The organism is Achromobacter sp. SD115, assembly GCF_017355315.1.
In the GTDB taxonomy this organism is placed as follows: domain Bacteria; phylum Pseudomonadota; class Gammaproteobacteria; order Burkholderiales; family Burkholderiaceae_B; genus Achromobacter; species Achromobacter xylosoxidans_B.
The window spans coordinates 333767-343373 of the sequence record NZ_JADIJM010000005.1 but is presented as its reverse complement, the minus strand read 5'-3'; the positions used below and the strand labels follow the sequence as shown (position 1 = coordinate 343373).

Sequence of the window (9607 nt, the reverse complement as noted above, 5' to 3'; positions counted from 1 at the left end):
CCACCGTGATCTGCACGCGGCGGATGCCGACGATGTTGGTGACCACGCCGATGGGCAGGCCGCGGCTTTCCAGCACCGGGCCTTGTTCGATATGCAGTTCGACGAAGGCGGCAGTGCCGCCCGGGCCACGCAGCGGCGCGCCCAGCGCCGAGGGATCGCCGCCGATGCGGGCAATGCCGGCCGCCAGCGTTTCGCCTTCGGGGTTGCGGGCCTGCAGCATGTCGGGCGTCAACTGGCCGCACAGCGCGCGGCTGCCGACGCAGGAAATGCCGTAGTCGCTGGGCTCTTCGGACAGGAAGTCGATGACCTCGAAAGGGTGCTCCAGCTGCACGCCTTGCTCGCGCAGGGTGTGGGCCACTTCGATGCCGGCCAGCACGCCGATGATGCCGTCGAAACGGCCGCCGGCCATGACGGTGTCGCAGTGCGAACCGGTGGCGATGGGCTTGCGCGCCGGATCGCGCCCGGCCAGCGTGCCGACCAGGTTGCCGCCGGCGTCCAGGCGGGTCGAGAGGCCGGCGGCTTCGAATTCGCCGCGCAGCCAGGCGCGGGCTTCATCGAACAGCGGCGAGAACGCGCGGCGCGTCCAGGGGACGTCCGGCAGCGTGTATCGGGAAAGGGTTTCGACGCGGGCCCAGAGGCGCTCGGCGTTCAGGGGAGGAAAAGCGTGTGGCATGAGACTTCCTGAAATTGCGCCTGGAATTATGGCATGCGTGCCTGCAGCGTCTGGCTGCGCGGCGCATCCAGGAACAGCGCCACCACCGCAGCGCAGGCCAGGGTGATTGCGATCAGCGCGTGCAGCAGTTGGCGGAAGGCGTCGTCATAAGCCTGGCGCAGCAGCGCCGGGCCCGCGCCGGGCAGGTGGGCCAGGGCCTGCGCCATGTCGCCGGCCACGAGGTATTGCGCGGCGGCGCCGGGATCCGCGCCGAGCCGGTGGGAGATCAATAAGCTCAGCAAGGCGTTGACGCTGGCCAGCGCGATGCCTTCTCCGGCCACGCGGGTGGTGCTGAAAATGCCGGCGGCCATGCCCGCGCGCTCGGGCGGCGCGACGCTCATCGAGAGGCCGTCCATCAGGCCCCAGGGCAGGCCGGTGCCGGCGCCGATCAGCAGCATGGGCCAGAGCGCGGCCTGGGCCGGCTGCGCGACGCCGATGCGGCTGAGCCAATACAGGCCCAGGGCGGCGGCAAGCAGGCCCAGCGCGCAGCTGCGGCCCGCGTTCATCCAGCGCGTGGTCCAGACGGCGACCGCCGGCATGAAGAGCAGCGGCGCGGACAGGGCCGCCATCGCCAGTCCAGCGCCGGCTTCGCCGCGCCCCTCAATGCCGATGAAACGGATCGGCAGCAGCACCAGCAGCACCACATAGCAATAGCAGGTGGCCACGGGCAGCATCTGCACGCCGACAAAGCGCGGATAGCGCAACAGTGCCAGGTCCAGCATCGGCCGGCGCACGCGCCGCTCGATCGCCACGAAGGCCAGCAGGCACAGCGCCGCGGCGGCCAGTAGCTTCCAGGCGAGCGCGGACGCGCCGCGCGCGGCGGGCGTTTCCAGGATGCCCCAGGTCAATAGCGCCAGCGCGCAGGTGAAGGCCAGGCTGCCGGCCCAGTCCAGCGGGCCCGCTTGCGGGTCCCGCGATTCCCGCATCCGAGGCAGGGCGACGGCCAGCGCCAGCGCGCCGACTGCGGCGCTGGACAAGAAGACCGAGCGCCAGCCCAGGCTGTCGATCAGCAGTCCGGCCAGCATCGGCCCCAGCGCCAGGCCCGCGCCGAAACTGGCGCCGAGCAGGGCGAAGGCGCGGGTGCGCGCGGGACCAGGGCAGGCGTGCGCCAGGGACGCCGAGCCGCCGGCCAGGGCCGCGGCGGCGCCCGCGCCTTGCAGCGCGCGCAGGCCGTCCAGCCAGGCCACCGTGGGCGCGAACGCCAGCGCAACCGATACCAGCGCGAACAAAGCCACGCCGGCCACGAACAAACGCTTGCGGCCATAGGCGTCGGCCAGCGTGCCGGCCGCCATCAGCAGGCTGCCGAAGCTCAGCATGAAGGCGTTGGTGATCCAACCGAGCGCCTGGGCGCTTCCGCCCAGGTCGCGGCCGATGGCGGGGGTGGCGACGGCGCCGCCGGAAAAGCTCAAGGGCAGGATGAGGGCGGCCGTGCAGACGGCAAGCACGGTCCAGCCCGGGGAAACGGGAACAGAGGCAGAGGAAGGCATCGACGAATCAGGTTGGAATTGCCGGGATGGGCGTCGATGAAGGATAAAATTGCGTCAATGAAACAAAAATACCGCCAATATCCTTTATGAGCGGATAAATATTCCTTAATGGAACGGAAATGGACAGCCTGAGCGGAATACATGCCTTCGTCCACGCCGCGCAGCGCGGCAGCTACGTCGCGGCCGCCGAGCATCTGGGCCTGTCGGCCTCGGCCGTGGGCAAGAGCGTGGCGCGGCTGGAGGACAGACTGGGCGTGCGCCTGCTCAACCGCAGCACGCGGCGCATCAGCCTGACCGAGGAGGGCGCGCTCTACCTGGAGCGCTGCCTGCGCATCGTGAACGAACTGGATGAAGCGGAAGCCGAGGTGACGCGGGGCCGCGAGGCGCCGCGCGGCCGGCTGCGGGTCAGCGTGCCGGCCATCGGCTACCGCCTGCTGCTGCCATTGCTGCCCGAGTTCACCCGCCGCTATCCCGAGATCGAGCTGGAACTGGATTTCAACGACCGCATCGTCGATGTGATCGGCGAGGGCCTGGACGCGGTGATACGCAGCGGCGACTTTGCGGATTCGCGCTTGAGGGCGCGGCCGCTGCGGCCTTACCGCTTCGTGGTGGCGGGCGCGCCCGCCTATCTGGCCGCCCGTGGCACGCCGCGAGCGCCGGGCGAGCTGGACGGACATGCCAGGCTGGCCTATCGCTATCCGGGCACGGGCCAGGCGCAGCCATGGCAGTTCCGCGACGGCCCTGTCGCACCCGCGCCGGCGGCGCTGAGCTTCAACAGCGTGGAGGCGTTGATCGGCGCGGCCCAAGCCGGGCTGGGCCTGGCCTATCTGCCCGATTTCGCGCTGCGGGCGGCCTTGGACGAAGGCCGTCTTGCCACCGTGCTGGACGACTGTCTCGATGCCGGCGGCCGCTTTTCCGTGCTGTGGCCGGACAGCAGGCATCCGCTGCCCAAGCTGCGGGCCTTCGTCGATTTCATGGCCGAGCGGCTGGGCGCCTAGCGCCTTGCGCGCCAGGCGGGTTCGCGCTTTTCCAGGAAGGCGCTGACGCCTTCGCGCGCTTCGTCCGTGCTGCGCACGGCCGCGATGCGTTCCACCGTGTCGGCGATGAGCGCGGCGTCGATGTCCTGGCCGGCGAAGTCGCGCACCAGCCGCTTGCTGGCCTGCACCGCGCCGGGGCCGTTGTCGCACAGGGCGAGGCACAGCGCCTCGGCGCGCTTGGGCAGCTCGGCCAGGGGCGCGATGTCGTGCACCAGGCCCAGCCGGAACGCGGTCGCCGCGTCGAAGCGTTCGGCGGTCAGGAAGTAGCGGTTGGCCGCGCGCTCGCCCATGGCGCGCAGCACATAGGGGCTGATGGTGGCGGGCAGCAGCCCCAGCCGGGTTTCCGACAGGCAGAAGTGCGCGCTGTCCGCGGCGATGGCGATGTCGCAGGCCGACACCAGGCCCATGCCGCCGGCATAGGCGTCGCCGTTGACGCAGGCCACCACCGGCTTGGGGCAGGACCAGATCGCGTGCAGCATGCGCGCCAGCTTGGCGGCGTCGGCGCGGTTCTCGGCGTCGGTCAGCGTGGCCATCTTGCGCATCCAGTTCAGGTCGCCGCCGGCGCAGAAGGCCTTGCCCGCACCGGTCAGCAGCAGCACGCGCACGGCGGGATCGTCCACCGCCGCCTGCACGGCGCCGGTCAGGGCGGCGATCAGCGTGTCGTCGAACGCGTTGCGCATCTCGGGGCGGTTCAGCGTCAGCCGGGCGATGGGGCCGTCGTGGGCGATCTCCAGCGGGGCGGGCGTGGTCATTCCTGGTCTCCAGTTTTCTTGATTCAGGCTCAATAAAGCAACGGGACTAGCGTTCGATTCTAGGTTGAAATTTCCGCGGCAGCCATCGAATCGGGATAAATATTGAGTTATCCTCAAAAAAATAATGGAGCGAGACATGAGCCAGAACGCAGGCGGCGCGGCCGCCGGCCAGCGCTACGCATCGGTATTCCGGCCGGGCCTCTACCAGGGCAAGACCATCGTCGTGACGGGCGCAGGCAGCGGCCTGGGCCGCTGTACCGCGCACGAGCTGGCCTCGCTGGGCGCCAGCCTGGCGCTGGTGGGACGCAAGCTGGACAAGCTGCAGGCGGCGCAGGACGAGATCTCCCGCATCTACCCCGAGGCCGCCGGCCGCATCAGCCTGCACGCCTGCGACATCCGCGACGAAGCCGGCGTGCGCGGCGCGGTTTCTGATGTGCTGGCGCGCCACGGCGCCATCGACGGCCTGTTCAATTGCGCGGGCGGGCAGTTCCCCGCGCCGCTGGAACGCATCAGCTACAACGGCTGGAACGCGGTGGTGCAGAACAATCTGCACGGCACCTTCCTGATGTCGCGCGAGGTCTATACCCAGCACATGCGCCAGCACGGCGGCGCCATCGTCAATATGTTGGCCGACATCTGGGGCGGCATGCCGGGCATGGGGCATTCGGGCGCGGCGCGCGCCGGCGTCTGGAACCTGACCGAAACCGCCGCCTGCGAATGGGCTCATGCCGGCGTGCGCGTCAACGCGGTGGCGCCAGGCTGGATCGCCTCCAGCGGCATGGACAGCTACGACGAGGATTACCGCGCCGTGCTGCGCGAACTGCGCACCAAGGTGCCGCTGCAGCGCTTCGGCACCGAGGCCGAGCTGGCGGCGGCGGTGGTGTTCCTGCTGTCGCCGGCCGCGGCCTTTATCAACGGCAGCGTCATCCGGGTGGATGGCGGCGTGCCCAATGCCCGCCACTCCTGGACCCTGGCGCCCGCCGAGCGGGGCGAGGCCTACAACGGCTTTCCTCAGTACGAGCCGCCGTCCTTGTTTTCCGACGATTGAAGCCTGTGCAGGGCATCGCGCACCTCGCCGCGGAACTGCGCCAGCGCCAGCGCGTCCTGCGCGGGCGGCTGCAGCGCCTGCCACAGAAAGCCGACCAGCTGGTCGGCGGTGGCGGCCACGTCCACCCGCGCGCCGCGCAGGATGGCGTCCCACAGCACATGCTCCATCGGCCCGTAGACGGCCGACCGCAGCAGCCGCAGCGGCATGTCGCGGCGGATGTCGCCGTCGGCCTGGCCCTGCGCCAGGATGCGCATCAGCGGCGCGGTGTAGCGGCGCTGCAATTGCGCGTAGACCTCGCCGAAATCGTCGTTGCGCGCGCGCCCCTCGGACAGGATGAAGGCGCACAGGCCGGTGCCTTCGGCCAGCAGGTGGCGCAGGTGCGCATGCACCAGGTAATGCAGCTGGGCCCGCGCGCCATGCACATGGGGCAGGTTGTCCTCGACCTTGGCGATGATTTCGTCGTACCAGTCGCTGATCACGCGCACGCAGAGTTCGCGCTTGCCGCCGAAATAGGTGAACACCGTGGCCTCGGACACGCCCAGGCGCTGCGCGATCTCGGTGGTGGTGGCGGCCTGGAAGCCGGCTTCGGAAAAGACCTGGCGGGCGACGCGCAGGATGTCGCGGATGCGCTGTTCGGATTTGGCGCTGGCCGGCGGGCGGCGCATCGGGACGGTGGCGGCTTTTTCCATGCGTTGGAGAAGGGGCTGCGGGTGGGCGGGGCTTATTATTGAGCCAGGGTCAAGTTTGAGGCAAGACGTTACATCGCCGGCGCCTGGCGCCGGCGCGTTCGACAACAACATCAGAGACAAACCATGCTGTCCAGAGCCGATTCCTACACGCAGCTTGCGTCCCAGTTCCAATGGCAGGTGCCGGCGGCCTACAACATCGGCGTCGACGCCTGCGATAAATGGGCCGACGGCAGCGGCCGCCTGGCGCTGATCTACGAGAAGAGCGACGGCGCGCAATCGCGCTACACCTTCGATCAGATCAAGGCGCTGTCCAACCGCCTGGCGCACAGCCTGGAACGCCATGGCGTCAAGCGCGGCGACCGCGTCGCCGTCTACCTGCCGCAGGCCCCGGAAACCGCGGTGACCCATATCGCCGTCTACAAGATGGGCGCGGTGGCGGTGCCGCTGTTCACGCTGTTCGGCGTGGACGCGATCCAGTACCGCCTGGCCAACAGCGGCGCGGCGGCGCTGGTGACCGACGCCGAAGGCTGCCGCAAGCTGCGCGAGATCCGCGCCAGCCTGCCGGACCTGAAGGTGGTCTATTGCATCGACCAGGACTGCCCGGACGACGCCGTGCCGTTCCATGCCGCGCTGGTGGCCGAATCCGACGATTACACGCCGGCGGCGACCGCGGCCGACGACCCGGCCGTCATCATCTATACCTCGGGCACCACCGGCAAGCCCAAGGGCGCGCTGCATGCGCACCGGGTGCTGCTGGGCCATCTGCCGGGCGTGGAGATGTCGCACGAGTTCTTCCCGGAAAACGCCGCGCTCATGTGGACGCCGGCCGACTGGGCCTGGATCGGCGGCCTGCTGGACGTGTTGTTGCCGTCCTGGCATCACGGCGTGCCGGTGCTGGCGCGCCGCTTCGAGAAATTCGACGGCGCCAGCGCCTTCGAGCTGATGGCGCGCCACGGCGTGACCCACACCTTCCTGCCGCCGACCGCGCTGAAGATGATGCGCGGCACCGAGCTTCCCGCCGGGGCCGGCGCGCTGGCGCTGCGCTCGGTCGCCAGCGGCGGCGAGTCGCTGGGGGCGGAACTCATAGACTGGGGGCGGCGCGTGCTGGACGTGACCATCAACGAGTTCTACGGCCAGACCGAATGCAACATGCTGGTGTCTTCCTGCTCGTCCCTGTTCGACCCCTGCATCGGCGCCATCGGCCGCGCGGCGCCGGGCCACCGCGTCGCTATTGTGGATGACAGTGGCATCGAAGTGGCGGATGGACAGGAGGGCAATATCGGCGTATTGCGCCCGGACCCGGTGATGTTCCTGGGCTACTGGAACAACCCCGAGGCCACCGCCGAAAAGTTCGCCGGCGACTATCTGCTGACCGGCGACCAGGGCGTGCGCGACGCCGGGGGCTTCATCCGCTTCGTCGGCCGCAACGACGATGTCATCACCAGCGCCGGCTACCGCATCGGCCCCGGTCCCATCGAGGACTGCCTGATCGGCCATCCCGCGGTGCGCATGGCGGCGGTGGTGGGCGTGCCCGACGCCCAGCGCACCGAGATCGTGATGGCCTATGTGGTGCTGAACGAAGGCTACGAGGGCAATGACGCGCTGGTGAAGGACCTGCAGGCCCATGTGCGCAAGCGCCTGGCGGCCCACGAGTATCCGCGCGCGATCCGATTTGTAACCAGTTTGCCGACCACTGCCACCGGCAAGATCATCCGCCGCGAGTTGCGCGACGGCAGCTACTCCTGACCCGTCTCAACCGGTGACAATGTCGTCCAAGAGGATGGGTTGACGGGCAACCTGCCGCTGCAAGTATGATGGCGCAAATTGCTACGGCCCCATGCCAATTGGGGCCGTATCACCATTAGCCTTACTAGTATGGAGAGAAACCCCGATGAATAAGCCTTTGGATGGGGGATTGGCAGCCTTGAACGTGCCTGCCTACGTGAAGCACCGCGGCCTGATCGACTGGGTCGCCAGCTTTGTTGCCCTGGCCAAGCCGGATCAGGTCGTGTGGTGCGACGGTTCCCAGGAAGAATATGACCGGCTGTGCGAGCAGATGGTCCAAGCGGGCACCATGCGCAGGCTGAACCCCGCCAAGCGGCCTAATTCCTTCCTGGCGTGCTCGGATCCTTCCGACGTCGCCCGCGTGGAGGACCGCACCTTTATTTGTTCCGACCGCGCCGAAGACGCCGGCCCGACCAACAACTGGGCCGAGCCCGCCGCCATGCGCGACACGCTCAACGGCCTGTTCGACGGCGCCATGCGCGGCCGCACGCTGTACGTGGTGCCGTTCTCGATGGGCCCGCTGGGTTCGGACATCGCCCACATCGGCGTGGAACTGTCCGACAGCCCCTACGTGGCGGTGAACATGCGCATCATGACGCGCATGGGCAAGCAGGTCTACGACGTGCTTGGCGCCGACGGCGACTTCGTGCCCTGTGTGCATTCCGTGGGCAAGCCTCTGGCCGCGGGCGAGGCCGACGTGGCCTGGCCCTGCAACCCGACCAAGTACATCGTCCATTTCCCCAAGACCCGCGAAATCTGGAGCTTCGGCTCGGGCTACGGCGGCAACGCGCTGCTGGGCAAGAAGTGCTTCGCGCTGCGCATCGCCTCCACCATGGGCCGCGACCAGGGCTGGCTGGCCGAACACATGCTGATCCTGGGCGTGACCTCGCCCAAGGGCCGCAAGTACCACGTGGCCGCGGCCTTCCCGTCGGCCTGCGGCAAGACCAACTTCGCCATGCTGATCCCGCCGCAAGGCATGGACGGCTGGAAGGTCACCACCATCGGCGACGACATCGCCTGGATCAAGCCGGGCAAGGATGGCCGCCTGCACGCCATCAACCCGGAAGCCGGCTATTTCGGCGTGGCCCCGGGCACCAGCGAGCAGACCAACTTCAACGCCATGGCCACGCTCAAGGCCAACGTCATCTTCACCAACGTGGCGCTCACCGATGACGGCGACGTCTGGTGGGAAGGCATGACGGACACGCCGCCGGCGCACCTGATCGACTGGCAGGGCCAGGACTGGACGCCCGCCATCGCGCGTGAAACCGGCCGCAAGGCGGCACACCCGAATGCGCGCTTCACCGCGCCGGCCGCGCAATGCCCGTCCATCGACCCCGAATGGGAAAACCCCGAAGGCGTGGTCATCGACGCCTTCATCTTCGGCGGCCGCCGCTCCACCACCGTGCCGCTGGTCACCGAAGCCCGCAACTGGGTCGAAGGCGTCTACATGGCCGCCACCATGGGTTCGGAAACCACCGCTGCGGCCGCCGGCCAGCAGGGCGTGGTGCGCCGCGATCCCTTCGCCATGCTGCCGTTCTGCGGCTACAACATGAGCGACTACTTCAGCCACTGGCTGAAGCTGGGCAAGCAGCTGGAAGCCGCCGGCGCCACCTTGCCGCGCATCTACTGCGTCAATTGGTTCCGCAAGGGTCCGGACGGCAAGTTCGTCTGGCCCGGTTTCGGCGACAACATGCGCGTGCTGCGCTGGATGCTGGGCCGCATCGACGGCCAGTCCAAGGGCGTGGACCAGGTGTTCGGCATTTCGCCCAGCTACCAGGACATCGACTGGACCGGTCTGGAGTTCAGCCCGGACAAGTTCGAGCAAGTCATGTCGGTGGACGCCGGCGCCTGGCGCGACGAACTGGCGCTGCATGACGAACTGTTCACCCAGTTGGCGCAGGGCCTGCCCGAGGATCTGCCGGCCGCCAAGGCCAAGATCGAAGGCCGGCTGGCGGCCTGAGGCCCGGCGACGCGTTGTAAGGCTGTCAGGCACCGGCGCCCGCCAAGTGCCTGCCCCTTCATGGGAAACCTGATCTGCCGGCGTGCCAGTCACCCAGGCAGATCAGCTTTCCGACTTCGGCTGCATGCCGCTTT

The 9607-nt window shown here is 68.8% G+C and carries 8 protein-coding genes; 4 read left to right on the top strand and 4 right to left on the bottom strand.

Translation table 11 applies throughout. The features are described from left to right. Positions 1-673 (bottom strand): M20/M25/M40 family metallo-hydrolase (locus IPU70_RS10150; protein WP_207466977.1); only part of this gene is annotated, 673 nt, incomplete at its 3' end. Between the two features lie 26 nt (positions 674-699). Further along, a complete protein-coding gene (locus IPU70_RS10145; RefSeq protein ID WP_207466975.1) occupies positions 700-2199 on the bottom strand; it encodes an MFS transporter in 1500 nt (499 codons plus the stop codon). A 119-nt stretch (positions 2200-2318) separates the two neighbouring features. On the opposite strand from IPU70_RS10145, the gene IPU70_RS10140 reads away from it, so the two are divergent. Next, positions 2319-3197: a LysR family transcriptional regulator gene (locus IPU70_RS10140; protein WP_207466973.1), complete on the top strand. Its 879-nt coding sequence runs from the start codon at positions 2319-2321 to the stop codon at positions 3195-3197. Here IPU70_RS10140 and IPU70_RS10135 read toward each other — a convergent pair. Further along, positions 3194-3988 (bottom strand): enoyl-CoA hydratase/isomerase family protein, encoded by a 795-nt coding sequence (locus IPU70_RS10135; RefSeq protein WP_207466971.1) that lies wholly within the window; start codon positions 3986-3988, stop codon positions 3194-3196. The two genes, IPU70_RS10140 and IPU70_RS10135, sit on opposite strands and share 4 nt — an antisense overlap. Before the next feature lie 136 nt (positions 3989-4124). On the opposite strand from IPU70_RS10135, the gene IPU70_RS10130 reads away from it, so the two are divergent. Next, positions 4125-5036 carry an SDR family oxidoreductase gene (locus IPU70_RS10130; RefSeq protein ID WP_207466969.1) on the top strand — a complete coding sequence of 304 codons (912 nt, stop codon included), beginning with the start codon at positions 4125-4127 and terminating at the stop codon, positions 5034-5036. On the opposite strand, the gene IPU70_RS10125 is transcribed toward IPU70_RS10130, so the two are convergent. Then, positions 5000-5725, bottom strand: a complete 726-nt coding sequence (locus IPU70_RS10125; protein ID WP_207466967.1) for a TetR/AcrR family transcriptional regulator — start codon at positions 5723-5725, stop codon at positions 5000-5002. The genes IPU70_RS10130 and IPU70_RS10125 overlap by 37 nt on opposite strands. Positions 5726-5848: 123 nt before the next feature. Between IPU70_RS10125 and IPU70_RS10120 the strand changes: the two genes are divergently transcribed. Together IPU70_RS10120 and IPU70_RS10115 are read left to right on the top strand one after the other, a co-directional pair. Further along, a complete protein-coding gene (locus tag IPU70_RS10120; protein WP_207466966.1) occupies positions 5849-7471 on the top strand; it encodes an acyl-CoA synthetase in 1623 nt (540 codons plus the stop codon). Positions 7472-7616: 145 nt separating this feature from the next. Then, complete coding sequence (locus IPU70_RS10115) at positions 7617-9473, top strand: phosphoenolpyruvate carboxykinase (GTP) (protein WP_207466964.1); 1857 nt, start codon at positions 7617-7619, stop codon at positions 9471-9473. Positions 9474-9607: the final 134 nt, after the last annotated feature.

Bases quoted from the DNA above. Each gene is read 5' to 3' on its own strand.
- IPU70_RS10125 (WP_207466967.1), bottom strand. From the start codon at position 5,725: ATGGAAAAAGCCGCCACCGTCCCGATGCGCCGCCCGCCGGCCAGCGCC.
- IPU70_RS10145 (WP_207466975.1), bottom strand. From the start codon at position 2,199: ATGCCTTCCTCTGCCTCTGTTCCCGTTTCCCCGGGCTGGACCGTGCTT.
- IPU70_RS10140 (WP_207466973.1), top strand. From the start codon at position 2,319: ATGGACAGCCTGAGCGGAATACATGCCTTCGTCCACGCCGCGCAGCGC.
- IPU70_RS10130 (WP_207466969.1), top strand. From the start codon at position 4,125: ATGAGCCAGAACGCAGGCGGCGCGGCCGCCGGCCAGCGCTACGCATCG.
- IPU70_RS10115 (WP_207466964.1), top strand. From the start codon at position 7,617: ATGAATAAGCCTTTGGATGGGGGATTGGCAGCCTTGAACGTGCCTGCC.
- IPU70_RS10120 (WP_207466966.1), top strand. From the start codon at position 5,849: ATGCTGTCCAGAGCCGATTCCTACACGCAGCTTGCGTCCCAGTTCCAA.
- IPU70_RS10135 (WP_207466971.1), bottom strand. From the start codon at position 3,988: ATGACCACGCCCGCCCCGCTGGAGATCGCCCACGACGGCCCCATCGCC.